The organism is Polaromonas sp. P1_F4 (assembly GCF_056405675.1).
In genome coordinates this window covers 288,126-307,858 of the sequence record NZ_JBFUBP010000001.1, presented here as the reverse complement: position 1 = coordinate 307,858, position 19,733 = coordinate 288,126, and the positions used below count along the sequence as shown (strand labels likewise).

The following is a 19,733-nucleotide window of genomic DNA, read 5'->3' as shown; positions in this document are numbered from 1 at the left end:
CAGCTATCAAAACAGGAGCATTCATCACGATGTCAGATCTTGAAAGCTTCCAGTGACTCGGGGGCAAAGAGCTCCTGCGGCGTGAGCAACCGCTTTGAAAGGCCCTGCTCAAACGAGTACCGCAAGAAGGTCTGCAGCGTGGCTTCATTCTTCTCAAACCCGTAAGGCCAGAAGTCTTCGCCCATCTCACGCTTGACCTGCTCGACGTGCGAAGTCAGCCAGGGCAGCATGACTTTGAGTGCCGCTGTTTCGTACAGGTCTTCGTAAGTGCGCCGCTGCGACTCCTCCAACGCTTTCATCAGCGAGCGCGCCACCCAGCGGTTGGCTTCATACACGTCACGGCGAATTGCCACCGTGTGCATGATGGGGAAAATTTTCGTTTCCTGGAAATAGTTGCGCTCGACCTGTTCGTAGTCTTCAAAGAGGCGTTTGACTTTGCCTCCACCTTTCAAAAAGCTCGAAGGCATACGCGCGGTGTAGAGGGCATCGATCTCGCCGTCGAGCAGCATCTGCGCCAGTGTCTGCCCGGGGCCGATGCGCTCGACCTTGATGTTGGGCGGCAAATCCAGTTTGATCTTTTCAGAGCGGCCGGGTTCCTCCTCGCCGCCGGTGAAGTAGGTCACGCTGTCAACAGGGACGCCGTAGTGGTCGGACAGGATGCCGCGTATCCACACCGGTGCCGTCATCTGGTATTCGGGATTGCCGACGCGCTTGCCAATCAAATCCTTCGCCTCGCGAATACCGGAGTTGGCATTCACATAGATGCAGGAATGGCGGAAGAAGCGCGAGGGAAACACCGGGATCGCCACAAACGGCCGCGACTCATTGAACATCGAGACGGTGTACGACGACAGCGACATTTCAGCCGCATCAAACTCCTTGTGCCGCAGCATGCGAAAGAAGGTTTCTTCCACCGGCATGTTGAGGTAGTTCAGGTCAATGCCATCGGGTTGCAAGCTCCCGTCCATCAAGGCGCGGGTGCGGTCATAGTTCCAGCAGCCGAAGGTCAGTTTCAGTTTTGACATGTCGCAGTGTGTTCCTGAGAGTTATTCCGGCTTGATGCCCGACGCCACAATGGCTTTGGCCAGGCGCTCGTTTTCACCAAGGATGGCCTTGTTGTAGTCGGCAGGGCTGCTGCCGATGGGCTCGATGCCGGCGTTGTTCAGCGTGCTGATGACTTCCGGCATCCTGGCGATCTGCGCCATCTCGGCGCTGATGCGCTCTATCGCACTCGCCGGCGTGCCCGTGGCAGCCAGCACGCCCACGATGGGCGCGAAGTCAAAGCCCGGGATGGTTTCAGCAATCGCCGGCACATTGGGTTCCTGGCTGGAGCGCTGTGCCGCATTGTTGGCCAGCAGCTTCACCTGCCCGCCTTTCACAAAACCGGACAGGGACGGCAGTGCGGAGAACAGCACGTCGACCTGCCCACCGATCAGCGCCGGAACCGACTGACCCGTGCCCTTGAACGGCACATGGGTGATTTGCAGGCCGAGCGATGCCTTCAGCGCCTCCATGGTCAGGTGGTGCGTGCTGCCAATGCCCGAAGAGCCGTAGTTCAAGGTTCCCGGTTTGGCCTTGGCGAGCGCGATGAACTCCTGAAATGTATTGACCTGTACTTTGGGGTGAACCGCCAGGTACAGCGGCGCGCGAGCCGCGAGCGACACGGGCATGAAATCGCGTTTGAAGTCGTAACCCAGGCTTTTGTAGATGGCTGGGTTGATGGAGAACATCGAGCCGTCCGTCACCAGGAAGGTGTAGCCGTCTTTCGGGGCGGTGGCCAGCGCCTGCGCGGCCACCACACCGTTGGCGCCCGGCCGGTTGTCGACCACCACCGACTGGCCGAGCCTGTCGCCCAGCCGCTGCGCAAAAATTCGGGCCACGGTATCGGGCAGGCCGCCGGCCGCGTAGGGCACCACAAACTTGATGGGGCGATTGGGGTAGGCGCCCTGGGCGGCTGCGAACATCGGCAGCAGGGTGCCGGCTGCCAGCGTGGCGCTGGCCCCTAGAAGATGAAGAAGATGACGGCGCTGTTTCATGAAATGTCTCCTGATGATTTTTTAAAGTGTCATGGCGGAAAAGAAGCACAGAGGCAGAAAAAATGCCCTATGTAGCCCTATGTGGAATAAGACGGCTCCAGCGCTGGCTCGCGGGAATCCCACACATAGGACGCCTGGTAGGCACGCCAGTCCGTCGTTTTCGGAACAATAGCCTGAAAAGCGACCACGCTGGGCGGAATACGGAGCTCGCCTGTGCCGATGGCGGCTTCCCCCGCCTGGAACGCGCTCACCGCCTCCAGCATCTGCTTGCGGAACTCCACCACCGCCATGTCGCTGGCGCCCAGACGTTCGTGCGTTCTGTCGGCAATGGGGCCCATGGTCACCCACATGGCGATGTCCTGGTTGGGGAAACCGGTAATGCCGGTGAAGTTGCCGGCCTTCATGGCTTCGCGGTCCTGCCAGAAGTGGTTAGCACGGTTGCGCAGCGGCTGGTATTTTTCGTCCAGATCGGGGCCCAGCTGCTGGCCAAGGAATTTGCGCCAGGTGCCGGTGTCGGGCGTCTGCGACGGATGGCCCCAGGCGATGAAATAGAACGCGGTGTTGGTATCGTCCATCGGCACGTTGATGTTAGCGACGTTGTAGAGGTTGTTGGGCGGGATCAGTGCGGTGGCAGGTGCCACAAACACGGTCGAACGGATGTAGTCGTTGGCCGCCGCGTTTTTGATGGGTCGGCGTATGGCCGCATAACGAAAACCGTAGCCGCCGCGCTCCACCTGCATGCGCGGCGCCTTGTCGGTAGAGGGCCGCAGCCAGTTGGTATCCGTGGCCTCGGCGCCTTCCACGCGCGCCGGCACCATGTCTGAAGAATGCAGGCTGGAGCTGTGGGCCGAGTCGATCGCGCCTTCCAGGATTTGTGCCCAGTTGCAGGGAATCAAGGCTTTGGCAATCGTCACCTTCGTGTCGGCGGTGGGGGCCCAGGCCGGTGGCACGAAATCAGGTTGCGTCTCTTTCGGCCCCATGTAAGCCCAGACAAAACCGCCCCACTCCTTCACCGGATAAGCCAGGTGCTTGACCTTTTGCGCCATGCCGCTGGCGGCGGGTTCTGAAACCATCTCCAGCACATTACCCTCCACGTCCATCTTCCAGCCGTGATAGAGGCAACGCAGGCCGCAGTCTTCATTCCGGCCAAACACCAGCGACACGCGCCGGTGCGGGCAGTATTCGTCCATCACACCCACGCGGCCTTTGGTGTCGCGAAACACCACCAGGTCTTCCCCAAACACCCGTGCCTTGACAGGCGCGCCGTCAGGCTCGCTGACTTCTTCGATCAGGCATACCGGCGTCCAGTGGCGGCGCATCAACTGGCCCATGGGGGCCAGGCCCTCCACACGACACAACAGGTCATTTTCTTCGGCGGTCAACATCGCAAATATCCTTCACATCGGTTGCAAATTCATGGGCTCGGCATGAAATCAAAAGCAGCTTGCAAATCCGGGGCAAGCAGATTATTCTTAGCACACTAAGAATATCGGACTTTTGACATTTGTCAATCACCATACGGAGACAACGATGAGCGTTAACCCTAGCGTCGCAGCAGGCAGCCCCGCCGCGGCCGCCATTGAGCCGGATTTTTTTAAACTGCGGGTGGTCAGGAAGGAAGCGGTTGCACAAGGCATTTACCTGTTCGAGTTGCGTCATCCGGACGGCGCGCCCCTGCCCGCCTTCACGCCCGGCTCGCACCTGACGGTTGCAGTGCCGAGCGGCGTGCGGCGCAACTATTCCCTGTGCAGCGACCCGGCCGACAACGGCGCATGGCAGATCGCCGTCAAGCGTGATGAGCGCGGCCGTGGCGGCTCCGTCAGCATGGCGGATGACGTACAGGAGGGGCAGATGCTGTCGGTCAGCGCGCCGCGCAACAACTTCGAATTGGCAAGCCACGCCGCCGAGTCGATCTTCGTGGCGGGCGGTATCGGCATCACGCCGGTGCTGTCGATGATGCGCCACCTCAAGCGCACGAACGCCGGCTTCAAGCTCTACTACTGCACGCGCGATGCGGGCAGCACGGCGTTCATCCACGAGCTGCAATCGGAGTTTGCGGGCCAGGTGCAGATTCACCACGACAACGGCGACATCGACCAGGCGCTGGACCTGTGGCCGGTGTTTGAAAAACCCACCGCCGCGCACATTTACTGCTGCGGCCCCAAAGGCCTGATGGACAGCGTGGCCGACATGTTGGGCCACTGGCCTTCGGGCTCGGTGCATTTTGAAAGCTTCGGCGTCGACGCCAAGGTGTACGCTGAAAACACGCCTTTCACCGTGCGCCTTCAAAAGAGCGGAAAAACCGTTGAAATCAGCGCAGGGCAAACCATTCTGGAGGCCTTGCGCGCCACGGGCCTGCGCGTGGCCAGCTCTTGCGAGAGCGGCACCTGCGGCACCTGCAAGACCCGCCTGCTGGCAGGCCAGGCCGAGCACCGCGACATGGTGCTGACCGACGAGGAAAAGGCCGACCACATCATGGTCTGCGTCTCACGCGCAAAATCGACAGAACTGGTACTGGACTTATGACAAACCGCACACTAAAGATGGGCGTGGTGGGCCTGGGGCGGGCGTTCACGCTGATGCTGCCCACCTTTGTGCATGACAGCCGCGTCACGCTGGTGGGCGCGACCGACCCGATTGCCCAGGCCCGCGCGCAGTTTGAAAAAGATTTCGGCGCGCCCAGCTACGAATCTATCGAAGCGCTGTGCGCCAATCCGGCCGTGGAAGTGCTCTACATCGCATCGCCCCACCAGTTCCATGCGGAGCACGTGCGCCTCGCCGCCTCCTTCGGTAAACATGTGCTGGTGGAAAAGCCGATGGCCCTGACGGTTGACGAATGCACCAGCATGATTGAAGCGGCCCGCAGCGCAGGCGTTCACCTCATCGTCGGCCACAGTCACAGCTTCAACATGCCGATACGGCGCACGTGCGAACTCATCGACAGCGGCCGCTACGGCGCGGTGAAGATGATTCACGCCATGAACTACACCGACTTCCTCTATCGCCCGCGCCGGCCGGAGGAACTCGACACGGCAGCCGGTGGTGGCGTGATCCATAGCCAGGCCACGCACCAGATGGACATCGTCCGGTTGCTGGGCGGCGGGCTGGTGCGCAGCGTGCGTGCCCACACCGGCGCCTGGGACGCCGCCCGCCCCACCGAAGGTGCCTACAGCGCACTGGTCGAATTTGAAGGCGGTGCGTTCGCATCGGCCACCTACAGCGGCTACGGCCACTACGACTCGGACGAGTTGCTGGACAACGTTGGCGAAATGGGCCAGGCCAAAAACCCGAATGACTATAGCGCCGCCCGCAAACGGCTGCAGGTTGCGTCCACCCCGGCTGAAGAAGCCGCGCTGAAAGCAGCGCGCAACTACGGCGGCAGCCTGTACATGGCCGGCAACGCCCTGCCGCAAGGCCTGCAGCACCAGCACTTTGGCCAGTTCATCGTCAGCTGCGAAAAAGCTGATCTTCGCCCCGGCCCGGCCGGAATCACCATATACGCTGACGGCGAAAAAACCTTCCAACCCCTTCCTGCCCCGACAGTCCCGCGCCGGGAAGTGATCGACGAGCTCTTTGCCGCGGTGGTGAACGGCGACTCACCGGTGCATAGCGGTGAATGGGCCCGGGCCACCACGGCGGTGTGCCTGGCACTGCTGGAGTCGGCCCGCACCGGGCGGGATTGCCAGCCGGGGTATCAAGTGCGTCACAATGCCGGTTCATGACCAACGACACCCAAAACATCATCCGGCACTGGCGTGAAGCCGTTCCCAATGACCGCCTCGCGCACCTGATCCGCGATGCCTCACGCGCCTTTCACCGCGCGCTGCAGGTGCGCCTGGCAGAGCATGGTGTTCCCTTTGGCCACTGGACCTTCCTGCGCATTCTCTGGGAGTCGGACGGGCTGACGCAAAAGGAGCTCAGCGCGCGCGCAGGCGTGATGGAACCCACGACGTTCATTGCGATGAAGGCCATGGAGTCGCTGGGCTACATCGTGCGCAAGCAGCTGCCCACCAACAAGAAAAACATGTACGTGCACCTGAGCGACAAGGGCCGGGCGCTCAAGAAGCTGCTGGTTCCTTTGGCCGAAGATACCAACAACGTCAGCATTGAAGGCATTGCACCCGAAGACATCAAAACCACGCGCGCGGTACTGCTGGCCATGATTGAAAACCTCGCAAAAGACGAGCTGCTGCAAACACCACCCGCAACGAAGCGCAAGGCTGCCGCAAAACCGGCCGCCCAGGCCACGCAGTCACCCTCGGCCACGCGCAGCAAGCGTGGCAAAAAAGCCGCGTCCTGAACCCCGCGCGGCGTCCCTTCATGAAGCCATCGCTCCCGTACCCGTTTCGCAGGGTATAGTCTGCCCATGTACACGCCTTTTTCAAGCCATGCCACTGCGCCAGCCCTGCTGGCCGATGACATGCGCCTGACAGGCGGCTTCACTGCTCCCCCACCTGCCGCACCTCCGCGCAACGTGGTCGCTTCCGGCGCTTACCCGCCGGCCGCGCACGTTCCCGGCTGAGTCCCAGCCGGTCCAGCTCTCCAGCCCTCGTTTGATTCAGCCACTGGCGCAGCCGCGCCACGTGCGCTCGCTGGAGCTTGTCCTTTTTTCGGCAGGTAATTTTCATGATTTCAAAAAACACGGCCTGGGCCACCTTCGGCCCGACTTCCCTTTTCGTCCTGATCTGGAGCAGCGGCGCGCTTTTCTCCAAACTCGGGCTGCAGCATGCCAGCCCATTTGCTTTCCTGGGTTTACGGTTTGCCCTCGCGCTCGGCATTCTGCTGGCACTCGGGCTGGTTGGCCGCCGCTGGCTGCCGGCCCCCGGCACGCGCATACGCGTCGCGGTGACGGGCCTTCTGATGATCGGCAGCTATTCCATCTGCCATTTGCTGGCGCTGGACCACGGCCTCACGCCCGGCGTGCTGGCCACCGTGCTGGGCGTGCAGCCCATCCTGACGCTGGCATTAACGGAGCGGCAGGCCTTCTCGCGGCGGCGCCTGGCGGGCCTCGGCCTGGCCCTGGGCGGACTGGTGCTGGTGGTGTATGAAAGCATTGCGCGTGCGCACTTCACCGCCACCGGAATGCTGTTTGCTTTCGGCGCATTGGCTTGCATGACACTGGGCGCCATTTTGCAGAAGTCTGTCAAGCAAGCGCCGCGCGAAGTGCTGCCGCTGCAGCTGGCCTGCAGCCTGTTGCTGTGCCTGCTCTTCGCGCCGTTTCAGCCGATGTCTGTTGATCTGAGCACCGGCTTCTGGGTGGCACTGGTGTGGATGGGGGTTGTCATGTCGGTGGTAGCCACACTGCTGCTGTACCGCCTGATTCACGCGGGCAATCTGGTCAACGTCACCAGCCTGTTCTATCTGGTGCCTGCAGGCACGGCTGCCCTCGACTACCTGGTGCTGGGCAACCGCCTGGCGCCCTGGAGCCTGGCGGGCATGCTGGCGATCCTGCTGGGCCTGGTGCAGGTCTTCCGCAACCCTGTGCAGCCGTTAGCCGCACGCTGAAAGTTGCCGGGCGGCAGTGCAAAACCACCGCCCGGCTGCAGATCAAATCAGCTGGACACCCGTCTTGGCCTGCAAGACCTCGCGGGTGACGCCGGGTGCAAGCTCCACCAGCTTGAGGCCTTCGGGCACCACGTCCATCACGGCGAGGTCTGTGATGATGCGGTCGACCACGCCCACGCCCGTCAGCGGCAGGGTGCACTTCGGCAGGATCTTCATGTCTTCGCTGCCGTCCTTCTTTTTGGCAACGTGCTCCATCAGGACGATCACGCGCTTGACGCCGGCCACCAGGTCCATGGCCCCGCCCATGCCTTTGACCATCTTGCCCGGGATCATCCAGTTGGCAAGGTCGCCTTTTTCGCTGACCTGCATGGCGCCCAGAATCGACAAATTGATCTTGCCGCCGCGAATCATCGCAAAGCTTTCATGGCTGCCGAAAATGGATGAGCCCTTGATGGTGGTCACGGTTTGTTTGCCTGCGTTGATCACGTCGGCGTCCACTTCGTCTTCGGTCGGAAACGGGCCAATGCCCAGCATGCCGTTTTCCGACTGCAGCCACACTTCCTTGTCACCCGTGAAGTTGGCCACCAGCGTCGGGATGCCGATGCCGAGGTTCACATAGAAACCGTCTTCGAGTTCCTGGGCGGCACGTGCCGCCATCTGGTCTTGGGTCCAAGGCATGTCAAATCTCCCGTAGGGCCGCCCCAAGGGCGATTTGCGCCCCCTCGGGGGGCAGTGAAGCGGCAAAGCCGCAAACGTGGGGGCTCATATTAGGCTCCCGCTTTCTCGGTAATGGTTCGCTTCTCAATACGTTTCTCGGGATTTGCATTGAGCACGATCCGATGCACATAGATCCCTGGCAGGTGGATGTCATCGGGGGCGAGCTCGCCGACCTCAACGACTTTCTCCACTTCAACGATGCAAATCTTGCCGGCCATTGCGGCGGCCGGATTGAAATTGCGGGCCGTGAGGTTAAAGCGCAGGTTGCCGGACTTGTCGGCCACGTGCGCCTTCACCAACGCTACATCGGGCACCAGTGAACGTTCCATCACATAAGTTTCGCCGTCAAACTCGCGCAGCTCCTTGCCGTCGGCCACTTGCGTGCCCACGCCGGTCTTGGTGAAGAAGGCCGGAATGCCGGCACCGCCTGCACGCAGCTTTTCGGCCAGCGTGCCCTGCGGCGTGAAGTCCAGCTCCAGCTCGCCCGCCAGGTACTGGCGCTCAAACTCCTTGTTCTCGCCGACATAGCTCGAAATCATTTTTTTGATCTGCCGCGTTTCCAGCAGCTTGCCCAGGCCGAAGCCGTCAACACCGGCGTTGTTGGAAATCACGGTGAGGTTCTTCACCTGGCTGTCGCGCAAGGCTTCGATCAGCGCCTCAGGAATGCCGCACAGGCCGAAACCGCCGACGGCCATCAACTGGCCGTCCTTGACGACGCCCTTGAGGGCTTCTTCGGCGGAAGGGAAAAGTTTTTTCACAAATAGTCTCCTTGAGTCGTGACGCTGGCAGGTGCCATCAGCAATCCATTACGATACTACTTATCAAGTTAGGTAGTTTTCCGTAAAGGTAAGTACTGTGGAAGTCGATTACCAGCTCGCATTCGATCTGGCACCGGTGGGGCTGGTGCTGTCCCGCAACCGCTCCATTGTGGACTGCAACCAGCATTTGTGCGAGATGTTCGGCGCCACGCGTGAACAGCTCGCCGGCCAGTCGTTCATGATCCTTTATCCCAGCGCGGACGAGTACGAGCGCATAGGCGCACGCATGATTCCCATTCTGAACGCCAAGGGTCTGTATTCCGACGACCGCATCATGAAGCGCGTGGATGGCCGCAACAAAGGTGAGACCTTCTGGTGCCACGTCACGGGGCGGGCGCTTAACCGAAGCGCACCGCACGAGGCTGGCATCTGGACTTTCGAGGACCTGAGTTCGCGCCGCCCCGTCACGGCCGAGCTCACCGCGCGTGAACGCGAAGTGGCCGCCCACCTGATGGACGGCATGACCTCCAAGGAAATCGGCCGCGCGCTGGTGATCAGCCACCGCACCGTCGAAATCTACCGCGCCCGCCTGATGCGCAAGTACAAGGCGTCCACCACGGCCGACCTGGTGCACAGGCTGATGGCCGGGTCCTGACGAATCGATCATTTTTGCTACATTTTAGATAGCGCCTTGCGCCCGTTCATAAAGGGTTGCAGGGCTTTTTTTCTTAAACCAGTGACGCATGGGTGCTGACCAGCTCCGGTGGATTAACCGCTTCACTCGCCAGCCGGTCAAACGGCAATTCCTGCTTCACCAGAATCACCGTACAGGGCGCCGCCATGGCGACCTTGATCGGCACCGTCGCCAGCAGGCGCTGCATCTGCAGGCCATGCGTCGCAGCGCCCATCACGATCATGCTGACGTGATTGCCCTGGGCATAGTGCAGCAGTGCCTGCGCAACATCGCCCGATTCGATGACGTGAAAAGACACCATCTGGCTGCTCAGGTGCAAAGGCTGAGCCCACTGGCGAAGCATGCCCAGGTAGCGCCGGTGCACGGTGGTTTCGCTCGTCTGTGTGTCGTGGCCCGGGGTTGCCGCCGGATCAAGCACCGTCACGCAGGCCAGCCGCGCGCGTGGTGTCGTGCCCAGCACCCGCATCACAGCGCGCCGCAGTGAATACAGCGTGACGTCGCTCACGTCCAGGTAAGGCACGGCCACCATGACGATGGGCGCCGCATCAATTTGCCGGGAAGGCAGCGGGCTGGGTTGGTAATCTTTGCCCGCTGCGCGCAACCACCGCTTGAAATGCATCCAGAAGCCCGTGGGTTGCAGGCGCTGGCCCAGCCTCGTCACGGCGATCTGCGCTGGGTCAGAGAGATCCAGCGCCAGGTGTGCAGCCGACGCATAACGCCGGTCAGCCTCGTTCTGCAGGCAGTGCAGGATCACTTCCTGCAGCCATTCGGGCAAGTCTGGCCGCAGCGCGCGCGGCGGCGCCGGGTCCATCCACAGGCGCTGCCGCAGGCCGCCGCGGGTCTGCGGGTTGCCAAAAGGCAGCGCCCGTGTGGCCAGTTCGTACAGCATCACGCCGATGGCAAAGATGTCGCTGCGCGGGTCGCCCCGCACGCCCACCACCTGTTCGGGCGCCATCCAGGTCGGGGAGCCGACGGCGGGGCGCAGCTCTTCAGCCAGCAGGTCCGGGTAATGCGCATGGCAGGACAACCCGAAGTCGAGCAGCACGGCACGGCCATCGGGGCGTATCAGCACGTTCGCCGGTTTCAGGTCCAGGTGGCAGGCATCCTGCAGATGCAGGCTGTGCACCGCCTGGGCCACTGCCACACCCAGCTGGGCAATTTCTTCGGCAGGCAGCGGCGCTGCGGCCTCGTCCAGCAGTTGTTGCAGGGTGCGGCCGGGGATGTATTCCATCACCAGGTAGGGCAGTTTTTCGAGGTCTCCCGCAGCCACCAGCCGCGGCACATGCGGCCCGCTCAGCACGGAAAGCAGCTGCAGCTCGACCTCAAAGCCCACAATGTTTTCCGCGCCGTCGCCGGGCGTCATGCGCGGGACCTTCATCACCAACGGAAAAGGCACGGCGTGCGTTGCGTCGGCATACCCCACCTGGTAGATGTGCGCCATGCCGCCGGCATGCAGGCATTCGCCAACCACAAATCCATCTACCACGGTCCCGGGTGCCATCAACCTCACAGGCCCGCCTCCAGCCGCTGCGCAAAGTATGCGGGCAGACCCGCCGCGCGCACGTCGGCTGCGGCAGCCAGGTGGTCATAAGCCACGCGGTGGAAAGTCAGCTCGGCCAGCTCCGGGTCAAACAGTGCATACATGGCTTTGGTATTGCCGTCGCGCGGCTGGCCCACCGAACCCACGGTGGCGAGCCAGTAGCGGTGCGCCGGCACCGGAATGAGCACACCCGGGGTTGGATGAAAGCGCATCAGCCCCTGTCCCGCGCCGTGGAAATACAGCGTCTGCTGGTGTACGTGGCCGCAAAACACATAGCGTACGTCCGGGTCGAGCGATGCAGCGTCAAGGCTGGCCTCGGCGCGGCGCTCGTTGTCCACATAGTGCCATCGTCCCGGAGAGTCGGCGCTGGCATGCACCAGCAGCGCAGTGCCGACAGTCGCCGTCAGCGGCAGGGCTTCCAGAAAATCCAGCGCATCCTTATCCAACCGGTCGTGCGTCCAGGCGGCGCCGCTTTGATCGACCGAGCGAGCCTGTGCGGGCGGTGTTACCGTGTGTTGATCATGGTTGCCTCTGAGCACGACGGCGCCCTCGCCCGCCAGGTCGCGAATCCGTTGCACCACCTCGGCCGGCTGCGCGCCATAGCCCACCAGGTCTCCCAGTATGGCCAGTCGGCCGGCGCCCTGCTCTGCGGCGTGGGCAAGGCAGGCCTCCAGTGCACGCAGGTTGGCATGCACATCGGACAGCAGGGCTATTTTCATAAGGTGAGGCGCAGTTTTATTTCACGGCTGGCAGTTTCAGGCAGCCAGCCCTGCCAATCCTGCCATTTGCGAACAGGACAGCACAGTTTGCCGTAAAAGGGGGGATTCGTGGCTGTTTTTGCGCCTCGTCAGCGCCGCTGCCATGCGCTGGCCGGTAAGATGGTGATTGTCATAACGCTATTAAATTCATAGCTGCTTGCGCTCGCCCTGACTGGGTTGCAGACCAAAATTACCTTTATCCTCGCCTGCTTTATCGCCGTTGATCCCGTCATGCACATCCGCCCTTACCAGGATTCAGACCTCGCCGCAGTCGCCCAGCTGTTCACCGATGCGGTTCATGGCCTGGCGGGAAGCCACTACGACGCCGTGCAGCGCGAGGCCTGGGCGCCGCGCCCACCCGATCTGGGCCCATGGAAAACGCGGCTCGGGCCATTACAAATTTTGCTGGCGCAAGACACGGAAGGCGACGGTCTGCTGGGCTTTATTGGCTACGAAAAAAATGGCCATATCGACCTCCTGTTTACGTCGCCCGCTGCCGCGCGCCGCGGTGTGGCTTCGCAGCTTTATGGCCATGCCGAAACTGCGCTGCGCGGTCTCGGCATCGTGGCGCTTTTTACCGAAGCCAGCCTGGTGAGCCGGCCATTTTTTGAGCGCCAGGGATTCGCGGTGAGGCAAGAGCAATGCGTTGAACGGCGTGGGGCCATGCTTCGCCGCTTTGCGATGGCCAAGGCCATCACCCTGGGCGACAAGGCTTAGTCAACGGTTCAGATGGCGTCGGGCTCGTGCCGGATGGTTTCACGCGTGCGGTGGTGGTCGCGCAATTTCCCCAGTGTGTGGTCAAGCACCCGTTTGAGCTTGTCGCTTGCGCCGCGAAAGGCTTCGTCCTGGCTGGGCGCGTGGTGGTTGACGGCCAGTGGTTCATGATGCGCCAGCCGCGCCTCCATCACGCAACGTTTCTGGTCCGGGCTGATCTTGTCGCTGTTTTCATCACTCATATGAACCTCAATGCGCGTGATGTCACCCTTGAAGCGGCTCAGTGAGGTGTTGAGTTCGGTGCTGGCCCAGCGCTCGAACGATTCGCCGGTATGCATGGTGTGATTGGAATTGACTTGAACTTGCATGGGTATTGTTTTCCTTTCAGGACGGTTACAGCGAAGAGGCCTGCCGGCCGGGCTGTCTTGCAGTTGCCGGGAAGGCAACTGGAAAATTCATTGTGCGCCCTGCACGGCTGCGAGCGTGTAGTCCTGATCCTCACCCTGAAGTAAGGGTGGTTTTCCACACCGCACACGGACTTACGGTTTCCTCATGGGGTGAGTGCTTCACGGGGCTTCAGAAAGCGCCAGGCAGCGTGCACCGATAAATTCCCTGAGCAGGCGCAGGCCGGGCGTCAGTTGCCGCCGCCCCGGTAACACCATGTACAGCGGCACTGCCTCGGTTTGCCATTCTGTGCACAGGGCGACCAGCCGCCCCGCAGCCAGGTCGTCCGCCACATCCAGCCGCGATTTGTAAGTGATGCCGCGGCCGGCCAGGGCCCACCGGCGAACCGCGTCGCCATCGTTGGCAACATTGCCGCCAGTGGCACGCACCGTGAGCTCTTCGCCATTTCTCCAGAACTTCCAGCGGTCATACACGTCTTCACCCAGCATGAAGCACAGGCAAATATGCTTTGCCAGTGCCTGCGGCGTGTCAGGCGTACCGTGCAACGCGAGGTAGGCAGGTGATGCACACAGCACGCGCCGATTCGTCAAATCCACCGGCAACGCCAGCATGCTGGAATCGGGCGGCTCGCCTTGCCGAAAAGCCGCGTCCACCAGGTCGCTGTAGACATTGGTCACGCGATCCGACAGGTGCAGCCGGTATTGAATGCCGGGATGCAACAGCTGAAACGCTTCCAGCCAAGGCAGCAGCACATTGCGGCCGAAGTCTGATGGCGCGGCCAGCTGCAGCACACCGCGCACCTGCTGCCGGCCGCTGGCGAGCTCCAGCTGGGCATCGCGCAATGCCGCCAGCGCGGGCCGGCAATGCGCCAGAAACACCTCGCCCTCGCGCGTGAGGCGCAGGCTGCGGGTCGAGCGCACAAAGAGCGGCGCCTGCAGTTCCTCCTCCAGCCGCTTGAGCGCGGCACTGGCGGCAGCGGGCGTCAGATCCAGACCGCGGGCGGTGGCAGACAGGCTGCCGGTGTCAACGGTGCGAACAAAGATTTCCAAGTCTTGCAGGGCTTTCATTTACAAATTTTATTTGTAAATAGCTTCAATTGAAAGCCTATTTATCTTCATTTTCAAACCCAATACAGTTCAGGCATCAGTTTTGAGCACGACTGATCACGCCACACAACACCACGCAACATCACACGCAAAGGAAATCACCATGAAAGCCATCGGCTACACACACGCCCATGCACTCAACCAGACCGGCCAAACCGGTTTGAGCGACATCACCCTGCCCGACCCAACGCCCGCCGGCCACGACCTGCTGGTCGAGGTGAAAGCCGTGTCAGTGAACCCGGTGGACACCAAAGTACGCGCCAGCGCGGCGCGCAGCGCTGGCTCGGATTACAAGGTGTTGGGCTATGACGCCAGCGGCATCGTGCGCGCCGTCGGCCCCGAGGTCACACTGTTCAAGGCCGGTGACAAGGTCTGGTATGCGGGGTCCATCGCCCGGCCCGGCACCAACAGCGAACTCCACCTGGTCGATGAACGCATCGTCGGCCGCATGCCGCAAACGCTGGGGTTTGCCGAAGCGGCCGCCCTGCCGCTGACCAGCATCACCGCCTGGGAAATGCTGTTCGACCGTCTCGGCATCGTGCCGGGCAAAACACCCAACAACAAAACACTGCTCATCATCGGCGCCTCGGGCGGCGTGGGCTCGATCATGACGCAGCTGGCCACGCGCCTGACCTCGCTCACCGTGATAGGCACCGCGTCACGGCCCGAAACCCAAGCCTGGGTGAAGGAACTCGGCGCCCATCATGTCATCGACCACAGCCGGCCGATTGCCGAAGAGCTCAAGCGTATCGGCATCCCCGCGGTGGACTACATCGTGGGCCTCACGCAAACCGACAGCCACCTGGCACAAATCGCCGAAGCCATCGCACCACAAGGCAAGTTCGGCCTGATTGACGACCCGGTGAAGTTCGACATCACGCTGTTCAAACGCAAGAGCGCATCCATCCACTGGGAACTGATGTTCACCCGCCCCCTCTTCGGCACACCCGACATGGTGGCGCAGCACCGCCTGCTCAATGAGGTCGCCCAACTTGTCGATTCCGGCTTGATCCGCACGACGCTGACGGAAACGTTTGGTGCGATCAATGCCGCCAACTTGCGGCGGGCGCATGAGTTGGTGGAGTCTGGAAAGGCGCGGGGGAAGGTTGTGCTTGAAGGGTGGGTTTGAGTTTTCTTGTTGAGGCCGGGGCTTGTTCCGGCCTTAACGCCGCAAAGTCTTGAACATCACAAACGCATCCACCAACCCCAACCTCACATGCCGAAAAGCCCCCGGCAAGGTCCCCACAATCTCAAATCCCAATCTTTGCCATAACCGAACAGCACGCTCATTCGTCGACACCACCAGGTTGAACTGCATCGCCAGAAAACCCATGGCCAGCGCTTCCTGCTGGGAGTGCTCGCACATCGCCGACGCCAGGCCTTTGCCCTGCGCTTCGGGCGCGACCACATAGCCGCAGTTGCAGACATGCGCACCCAGCCCCGGCTGGTTGGGTTTGATGAAGTAGGTGCCTAGCAGTCGGCCGTCGTCGCTGTTCCCCTCACGCACTACATACGTCGCCCGGGGCGCGTCCATCCACACCGCGTGTATTTCAGCTTCTGTGCTGTCGGGCGAAAAGGCATAGGTGTCGCCTGCTTCAAAGGTGGCGCGCAGCAGCGGCCAAACGGCGGGCCAGTCGGCCTCGGTGCAGCGGCGGATCAAGGGCATGGGTTCAGTCATGGCGGATAAGGATAAAAGTTATTTCCTATCTTTTTAATAGCTATACATCCACGTATTGGAAGGGCTACAACCTCAAATCGCTTACAAACCTCAAGCCTTTGGAGGCGCATCAACAACCTCGGCCGCCGTGCGAAATGCCTCGACCGCGGCGGGCAGGCCGCAATAAATGCTCGCGTGCAGCAGCACTTCCTGAAGCTGCTCCGGCGTCACGCCGTTGTTGAGCGCGCCGCGCACATGCCCTTTGAGTTCATGCTGTTTGCCCAGTGCCGTCAGCATGGCTACGGTAATCAGGCTGCGTGTTTTGAGGTCCAGCCCCGGCCGCTGCCACACATCACCCCAGGCATTGCGGGTCACGAAGTGCTGGATCGGCAGGGAAAAACCGGTGGCCTTGTCGAAAGCATTGGCCACAAAATCCTCGCCCATCACCTGCTTGCGGGTGGCGAGGCCCTTGTCGAAATCCTTGTCTGCGGGCTGCGTCATGAAGGCTCCTAAAAGACGAAGCGTAATGGAAAGCAAAAAAGCCCGCTCCGGTCTTCACCAGGGCGGGCTTGGCCTCAATCAGCGCCTATGATGGTCTGCTCAATCAGGCAAGGTCGTAGCGGTCCAGGTTCATCACCTTGTTCCAGGCTGCCACAAAGTCACGCACGAAGACCTGCTGCGAATCGCTGCACGCATAGACCTCCGCAATGGCCCGCAGCTGCGAGTTCGAACCGAAGACGAGGTCGATCACCGTACCCGTCCATTTGAGTTCGCCCGTCGTGCGGTCGCGTCCCTCCAGCACATCTTCAGCGGCGGCAGATTTCTGCCACTTCGTACGCATGTCGAGCAGGTTCACAAAGAAGTCGTTGCTCAAGGTTCCGGGCCGCTTGGTGAAAACACCGTGCTGAGCCTGCCCGACGTTGGCATTCAGGGCGCGCATGCCGCCGACCAGAACCGTCATCTCGGGAGCGCTCAGCGTCATCAGGTTCGCGCGATCCACCAGCTGCTCGGCTGCCCGCTGCGCCTGCCCCTTGCGGGTGTAGTTTCGGAAACCGTCTGCGGCCGGTTCCAGCACGGCAAACGACGCCACATCGGTTTGCGCTTGTGAAGCGTCCGTGCGGCCCGGTGAAAAGGGCACCTTCACGTCGTGGCCGGCTTTCCGTGCAGCCGCCTCGACGGCCGCGCAGCCACCGAGAACGATCAGGTCGGCCAGCGAAACCTTCTTGCGTCCAGACTGCGCGCTATTGAACTCGCCCTGGATGGCCTCCAGCACTTTCAGGACTTTTGCCAGCTCGGCCGGCTGATTGGCTTCCCAATCCTTTTGCGGTGCGAGGCGGATGCGCGCACCGTTTGCGCCACCGCGCTTGTCGCTGCCACGGAAGGTGGAAGCAGACGCCCAGGCCGTTGTGACGAGCTGGGAGATGGAGAGCCCGGAGGCGAGGACCTTGGCCTTGAGGCCTTCAATATCCTGCTCATTGATCAGTGGATGATCGACAGCGGGAACCGGATCCTGCCAAATCAGAGCCTCCTTCGGCACCAGCGGGCCGAGGTAGCGCGCAGCCGGTCCCATGTCACGGTGCGTCAGCTTGTACCAGGCCCGGGCGAAGGCGTCCGCAAACTCCTGCGGATTCGCCATGAAGCGCCGCGAGATCTTCTCGTAAGCCGGATCCATGCGCATGGCCATATCGGCGGTCGTCATCATCGGGGCATGGCGCAGCGCGGGATCATGGGCATCCGGCACGGTGGTCGCTGCGGCAGGGTCTTTGGGCTTCCACTGGTGGGCGCCGGCGGGGCTCTTCGTCAGCTCCCACTCGTAGCCGAACAGGTTTTCGAAGTAGCCGTTGTCCCACTTGGTGGGGTTCTTGGTCCAGGCGCCTTCGATGCCGCTGGTGACGGTGTGCACGCCGTGGCCGCCGCCGAACTTGTTGATCCAGCCAAACCCCTGGTCTTCAATGGTGCCGCCCTCAGGCTCGGGCCCCACGTATTGGCCCGGATCGGCTGCGCCGTGGGCCTTTCCGAAGGTGTGCCCGCCGGCGGTGAGCGCAACAGTTTCTTCGTCGTTCATCGCCATGCGGGCGAATGTCTCGCGGATGTCCCGCGCCGAACCCAGCGGGTCCGGTTTGCCGTTCGGGCCCTCGGGGTTCACATAGATCAGGCCCATCTGCACGGCACCGAGCGGGCTCTCGAGTTCGCGGTCGCCGGTGTAGCGTTTGTCGCCCATCCACTCGGCTTCAGGGCCCCAGTAAATCTCTTCCGGCTCCCAGACGTCCGGGCGCCCGCCGGCAAAGCCGAAGGTCTTGAATCCCATGGAGTCCATGGCCACGGTGCCGGCCAGAACCATCAGGTCGGCCCAGGAGATTTTCCTGCCGTACTTCTGCTTGATCGGCCACAGCAGGCGGCGTGCCTTGTCAAGGTTTCCGTTGTCCGGCCAGCTGTTGAGCGGCGCAAATCGCTGTGTGCCGGAGCCAGCGCCGCCGCGCCCGTCGGCGATCCGGTAGGTGCCTGCGCTGTGCCACGCCATGCGAACGAAGAATGGGCCGTAGTGGCCGTAGTCCGCAGGCCACCAGTCCTGCGAATCCGTCATCAGCTCATGGAGGTCTTTCACCACGGCATGCAGGTCCAGGGTCTTGAATTCTTCGGCATAGTTGAACGCCTCGCCCATGGGATCGGACAGCGATGAGTTCTGGTGAAGGATCTTGAGGTTCAGCTGGTTGGGCCACCAATCGGCGTTCGTTGCGGCACCAGCCAGGGCGTGTTTGCGGGCGCCGCCCGAGAATGGGCAAGTGCCTTCGTTTTGCGTGTTGTGATCAGCCATGATGAGTTACCTTTGATGATTAAGTGGTGCCGAATGACGGCATGGATTTGCACTGCGGGACAGCCAGGACGCTTTGGTCAAGGCCGTGTTTTGGGGCTGCGGATGGAGTCTCCTTTGAGGGGCTTGCCAGACGGATGGCCTGTGAAACACAGTCTAGGTTTCGCCGCAAAATAATCAAAGGCAATTAAACATATTTAGTTAATAGTTTTTATCAATTACATGTATTTTGACTTCAACCCTCAGCGCGACCTGGCGGGTAGTCTTGCAGTTACGCTTGGACCCAAGTCACTTATCGAGTCACTCTTATAAAGCCTTTGAAGGAAGCCCTCATGACCAGCCCCAAAACCGCCGGCACAGCACCCCGGTACCCTGCTCCCGAACTGAAGGACCTGCCGGAAGACATCAAAGCCAAAGTCCTGGAGGTGCAGGAAAAAGCCGGCTTCGTGCCCAACGTATTCCTGGCGCTGGCGCGCCGCCCTGCCGAATGGCGTGCCTTCTTCGCCTATCACGATGCCCTGATGCTCAAGGAAGAGGGTTCCAACCCCAACGGCAGCCTGACCAAGGGCGAGCGCGAGATGATCGTCACCACGACGAGCGCGGCCAACAATTGCCTGTATTGCGTGGTGGCGCACGGAGCCATCCTGCGCATTTACGAAAAAAAGCCGCTGGTGGCCGACCAGGTGGCGGTGAACTACCGCAAGGCCGACATCACACCGCGCCAGCGCGCCATGCTCGACTTTGCGATGAAGGTATGCCTGCAGGCGGACCAGATTGAAGACAGCGACTTTGAAGCGCTGTACGGCCACGGCTTTGACGATGAAGACGCCTGGGATATCGCGGCCATCACAGCTTTTTTTGGGCTCTCCAACCGCATGGCGAGCTTCAGCAACATGCAGCCCAACCCGGAGTTCTACCTGATGGGCCGTGTGCCCAAACCGCCCAGGCCCACCTGAGAGCTGGTTCTGGGTTGTACGGTGCCCGGCAACGCTGAATAATGCGCATGGCTCCGCGTTTGTGTTTGGCTTGAT

General features: G+C 61.7%; 21 protein-coding genes. 9 read left to right on the top strand and 12 right to left on the bottom strand.

All coding sequences use genetic code 11. The features are described 5' to 3' along the window. Window positions 1–32: 32 nt before the first annotated feature. The 3 genes from AC1DYQ_RS01520 to AC1DYQ_RS01510 all read right to left on the bottom strand — a co-directional run bounded on the left by AC1DYQ_RS01520 (window position 33) and on the right by AC1DYQ_RS01510 (window position 3,421). Window positions 33–1,025 carry a substrate-binding domain-containing protein gene (locus AC1DYQ_RS01520; RefSeq protein ID WP_477685280.1) on the bottom strand — a complete coding sequence of 331 codons (993 nt, stop codon included), beginning with the start codon at window positions 1,023–1,025 and terminating at the stop codon, window positions 33–35. 21 nt (window positions 1,026–1,046) lie between these two features. Further along, window positions 1,047–2,036, bottom strand: coding sequence for a Bug family tripartite tricarboxylate transporter substrate binding protein (locus AC1DYQ_RS01515; protein WP_477685279.1), 990 nt, complete (start codon window positions 2,034–2,036; stop codon window positions 1,047–1,049). Window positions 2,037–2,113: 77 nt separating this feature from the next. After that, window positions 2,114–3,421, bottom strand: coding sequence for a Rieske 2Fe-2S domain-containing protein (locus AC1DYQ_RS01510; protein ID WP_477685278.1), 1,308 nt, complete (start codon window positions 3,419–3,421; stop codon window positions 2,114–2,116). A gap of 145 nt (window positions 3,422–3,566) precedes the next feature. Here AC1DYQ_RS01510 and AC1DYQ_RS01505 point away from each other — a divergent pair, with 145 nt between their 5' ends. The 5 genes from AC1DYQ_RS01505 to AC1DYQ_RS01485 all read left to right on the top strand — a co-directional run bounded on the left by AC1DYQ_RS01505 (window position 3,567) and on the right by AC1DYQ_RS01485 (window position 7,541). Continuing rightward, window positions 3,567–4,562: a PDR/VanB family oxidoreductase gene (locus tag AC1DYQ_RS01505; RefSeq protein WP_477685277.1), complete on the top strand. Its 996-nt coding sequence runs from the start codon at window positions 3,567–3,569 to the stop codon at window positions 4,560–4,562. Then, window positions 4,559–5,758 (top strand): Gfo/Idh/MocA family protein, encoded by a 1,200-nt coding sequence (locus AC1DYQ_RS01500; protein ID WP_477685276.1) that lies wholly within the window; start codon window positions 4,559–4,561, stop codon window positions 5,756–5,758. Before AC1DYQ_RS01505 ends, AC1DYQ_RS01500 begins: the two co-directional genes overlap by 4 nt. Continuing rightward, a complete protein-coding gene (locus AC1DYQ_RS01495) occupies window positions 5,755–6,336 on the top strand; it encodes a MarR family winged helix-turn-helix transcriptional regulator (RefSeq protein ID WP_477685275.1) in 582 nt (193 codons plus the stop codon). The genes AC1DYQ_RS01500 and AC1DYQ_RS01495 overlap by 4 nt, the downstream gene beginning before the upstream one ends. Before the next feature lie 66 nt (window positions 6,337–6,402). Next, window positions 6,403–6,558, top strand: a complete 156-nt coding sequence (locus tag AC1DYQ_RS01490) for a hypothetical protein (protein WP_477646178.1) — start codon at window positions 6,403–6,405, stop codon at window positions 6,556–6,558. Between the two features lie 104 nt (window positions 6,559–6,662). Then, window positions 6,663–7,541, top strand: coding sequence for a DMT family transporter (locus tag AC1DYQ_RS01485; protein ID WP_477685274.1), 879 nt, complete (start codon window positions 6,663–6,665; stop codon window positions 7,539–7,541). 42 nt (window positions 7,542–7,583) lie between these two features. On the opposite strand, the gene AC1DYQ_RS01480 is transcribed toward AC1DYQ_RS01485, so the two are convergent. After that, entirely contained in the window at window positions 7,584–8,219 is a 636-nt protein-coding gene (locus AC1DYQ_RS01480; RefSeq protein WP_477685273.1) for a 3-oxoacid CoA-transferase subunit B, read from the bottom strand. A gap of 89 nt (window positions 8,220–8,308) precedes the next feature. Further along, complete coding sequence (locus AC1DYQ_RS01475; RefSeq protein WP_477685272.1) at window positions 8,309–9,016, bottom strand: CoA transferase subunit A; 708 nt, start codon at window positions 9,014–9,016, stop codon at window positions 8,309–8,311. 97 nt (window positions 9,017–9,113) lie between these two features. Here AC1DYQ_RS01475 and AC1DYQ_RS01470 point away from each other — a divergent pair, with 97 nt between their 5' ends. Beyond that, window positions 9,114–9,671 carry a helix-turn-helix transcriptional regulator gene (locus AC1DYQ_RS01470; protein ID WP_457280177.1) on the top strand — a complete coding sequence of 186 codons (558 nt, stop codon included), beginning with the start codon at window positions 9,114–9,116 and terminating at the stop codon, window positions 9,669–9,671. Between the two features lie 73 nt (window positions 9,672–9,744). Here the strand turns inward: AC1DYQ_RS01470 and AC1DYQ_RS01465 are convergent, their stop codons facing one another. After that, window positions 9,745–11,220 (bottom strand): protein kinase domain-containing protein, encoded by a 1,476-nt coding sequence (locus tag AC1DYQ_RS01465; protein WP_477685271.1) that lies wholly within the window; start codon window positions 11,218–11,220, stop codon window positions 9,745–9,747. Further along, the gene (locus AC1DYQ_RS01460; protein ID WP_477685270.1) at window positions 11,217–11,969 is read right to left on the bottom strand and encodes a metallophosphoesterase family protein; all 753 of its coding nucleotides are present in this window, start codon (window positions 11,967–11,969) and stop codon (window positions 11,217–11,219) included. Before AC1DYQ_RS01460 ends, AC1DYQ_RS01465 begins: the two co-directional genes overlap by 4 nt. A gap of 216 nt (window positions 11,970–12,185) precedes the next feature. Here AC1DYQ_RS01460 and AC1DYQ_RS01455 point away from each other — a divergent pair, with 216 nt between their 5' ends. After that, window positions 12,186–12,725: a GNAT family N-acetyltransferase gene (locus AC1DYQ_RS01455; protein ID WP_477685269.1), complete on the top strand. Its 540-nt coding sequence runs from the start codon at window positions 12,186–12,188 to the stop codon at window positions 12,723–12,725. A gap of 8 nt (window positions 12,726–12,733) precedes the next feature. Here AC1DYQ_RS01455 and AC1DYQ_RS01450 read toward each other — a convergent pair whose 3' ends face one another. Then, on the bottom strand, window positions 12,734–13,090 hold the full coding sequence (locus AC1DYQ_RS01450; protein WP_457280173.1) for an HPF/RaiA family ribosome-associated protein: 357 nt from the start codon (window positions 13,088–13,090) through the stop codon (window positions 12,734–12,736). Window positions 13,091–13,288: 198 nt separating this feature from the next. Continuing rightward, complete coding sequence (locus tag AC1DYQ_RS01445) at window positions 13,289–14,194, bottom strand: LysR family transcriptional regulator (RefSeq protein WP_477685268.1); 906 nt, start codon at window positions 14,192–14,194, stop codon at window positions 13,289–13,291. 142 nt (window positions 14,195–14,336) lie between these two features. Between AC1DYQ_RS01445 and AC1DYQ_RS01440 the strand changes: the two genes are divergently transcribed. Then, on the top strand, window positions 14,337–15,362 hold the full coding sequence (locus AC1DYQ_RS01440; RefSeq protein ID WP_477685267.1) for a zinc-binding alcohol dehydrogenase family protein: 1,026 nt from the start codon (window positions 14,337–14,339) through the stop codon (window positions 15,360–15,362). Between the two features lie 33 nt (window positions 15,363–15,395). Here the strand turns inward: AC1DYQ_RS01440 and AC1DYQ_RS01435 are convergent, their stop codons facing one another. The 3 genes from AC1DYQ_RS01435 to katG form a co-directional block, all read right to left on the bottom strand. Continuing rightward, window positions 15,396–15,899 carry an N-acetyltransferase family protein gene (locus AC1DYQ_RS01435; RefSeq protein WP_477685844.1) on the bottom strand — a complete coding sequence of 168 codons (504 nt, stop codon included), beginning with the start codon at window positions 15,897–15,899 and terminating at the stop codon, window positions 15,396–15,398. 102 nt (window positions 15,900–16,001) lie between these two features. Further along, window positions 16,002–16,391, bottom strand: coding sequence for a carboxymuconolactone decarboxylase family protein (locus tag AC1DYQ_RS01430; RefSeq protein WP_477667851.1), 390 nt, complete (start codon window positions 16,389–16,391; stop codon window positions 16,002–16,004). 103 nt (window positions 16,392–16,494) lie between these two features. Then, on the bottom strand, window positions 16,495–18,705 hold the full coding sequence (katG, locus tag AC1DYQ_RS01425; RefSeq protein ID WP_477685266.1) for a catalase/peroxidase HPI: 2,211 nt from the start codon (window positions 18,703–18,705) through the stop codon (window positions 16,495–16,497). 329 nt (window positions 18,706–19,034) lie between these two features. Here katG and AC1DYQ_RS01420 point away from each other — a divergent pair, with 329 nt between their 5' ends. Beyond that, on the top strand, window positions 19,035–19,658 hold the full coding sequence (locus AC1DYQ_RS01420; protein WP_477685265.1) for a peroxidase-related enzyme: 624 nt from the start codon (window positions 19,035–19,037) through the stop codon (window positions 19,656–19,658). Window positions 19,659–19,733 lie beyond the last annotated feature (75 nt).

Coding starts and splice junctions, on each gene's coding strand:
- AC1DYQ_RS01520 (WP_477685280.1), bottom strand. CDS start 1,025: ATGTCAAAACTGAAACTGACCTTCGGCTGCTGGAACTATGACCGCACC.
- AC1DYQ_RS01515 (WP_477685279.1), bottom strand. CDS start 2,036: ATGAAACAGCGCCGTCATCTTCTTCATCTTCTAGGGGCCAGCGCCACG.
- AC1DYQ_RS01510 (WP_477685278.1), bottom strand. CDS start 3,421: ATGTTGACCGCCGAAGAAAATGACCTGTTGTGTCGTGTGGAGGGCCTG.
- AC1DYQ_RS01505 (WP_477685277.1), top strand. CDS start 3,567: ATGAGCGTTAACCCTAGCGTCGCAGCAGGCAGCCCCGCCGCGGCCGCC.
- AC1DYQ_RS01500 (WP_477685276.1), top strand. CDS start 4,559: ATGACAAACCGCACACTAAAGATGGGCGTGGTGGGCCTGGGGCGGGCG.
- AC1DYQ_RS01495 (WP_477685275.1), top strand. CDS start 5,755: ATGACCAACGACACCCAAAACATCATCCGGCACTGGCGTGAAGCCGTT.
- AC1DYQ_RS01490 (WP_477646178.1), top strand. CDS start 6,403: ATGTACACGCCTTTTTCAAGCCATGCCACTGCGCCAGCCCTGCTGGCC.
- AC1DYQ_RS01485 (WP_477685274.1), top strand. CDS start 6,663: ATGATTTCAAAAAACACGGCCTGGGCCACCTTCGGCCCGACTTCCCTT.
- AC1DYQ_RS01480 (WP_477685273.1), bottom strand. CDS start 8,219: ATGCCTTGGACCCAAGACCAGATGGCGGCACGTGCCGCCCAGGAACTC.
- AC1DYQ_RS01460 (WP_477685270.1), bottom strand. CDS start 11,969: ATGAAAATAGCCCTGCTGTCCGATGTGCATGCCAACCTGCGTGCACTG.
- AC1DYQ_RS01450 (WP_457280173.1), bottom strand. CDS start 13,090: ATGCAAGTTCAAGTCAATTCCAATCACACCATGCATACCGGCGAATCG.
- AC1DYQ_RS01445 (WP_477685268.1), bottom strand. CDS start 14,194: ATGAAAGCCCTGCAAGACTTGGAAATCTTTGTTCGCACCGTTGACACC.
- AC1DYQ_RS01440 (WP_477685267.1), top strand. CDS start 14,337: ATGAAAGCCATCGGCTACACACACGCCCATGCACTCAACCAGACCGGC.
- AC1DYQ_RS01435 (WP_477685844.1), bottom strand. CDS start 15,899: ATGCCCTTGATCCGCCGCTGCACCGAGGCCGACTGGCCCGCCGTTTGG.
- AC1DYQ_RS01430 (WP_477667851.1), bottom strand. CDS start 16,391: ATGACGCAGCCCGCAGACAAGGATTTCGACAAGGGCCTCGCCACCCGC.
- katG (WP_477685266.1), bottom strand. CDS start 18,705: ATGGCTGATCACAACACGCAAAACGAAGGCACTTGCCCATTCTCGGGC.
- AC1DYQ_RS01420 (WP_477685265.1), top strand. CDS start 19,035: ATGACCAGCCCCAAAACCGCCGGCACAGCACCCCGGTACCCTGCTCCC.